The organism is Salinimicrobium oceani (assembly GCF_012037645.1).
The window spans coordinates 1-278 of sequence record NZ_JAAVJR010001723.1 but is presented as its reverse complement, the minus strand read 5'-3'; the positions used below and the strand labels follow the sequence as shown (position 1 = coordinate 278).

Below are 278 nucleotides of genomic sequence, written 5' to 3'. Positions count from 1 at the left end.
TAAGATCCTCAGCATGACGCAGGTGTGAAAAATCATCCCAGGAATCATAATTTTCTTTGATCCCCAATCGCGTCTGCAACATGGGCGAATCTTTAAGATCTACCTGAAATTCTTTTTCAAAAAAGCTATTTAATTGTGCTGTTTCCTCTGCTATTTCTTCGGAAGTAAACTCCTTTCCTTCTGAAGAATTCCTGCAGCTATTAAGGCTGAAGAGGAAAAGTAAAATTAGGCTGATATATTGGGGGTTCTTTTTCATGCAATAGATATTTATTCCTGAA

The 278-nt window shown here is 37.1% G+C and carries 1 pseudogene; it reads right to left on the bottom strand.

Features of this window, described 5'->3' with window-relative positions:
- Window positions 1–256 (bottom strand): annotated as a pseudogene (locus HC175_RS23755) (DUF885 domain-containing protein); the annotation flags it as partial.
- Between the last annotated feature and the right edge of the window lie 22 nt (window positions 257–278).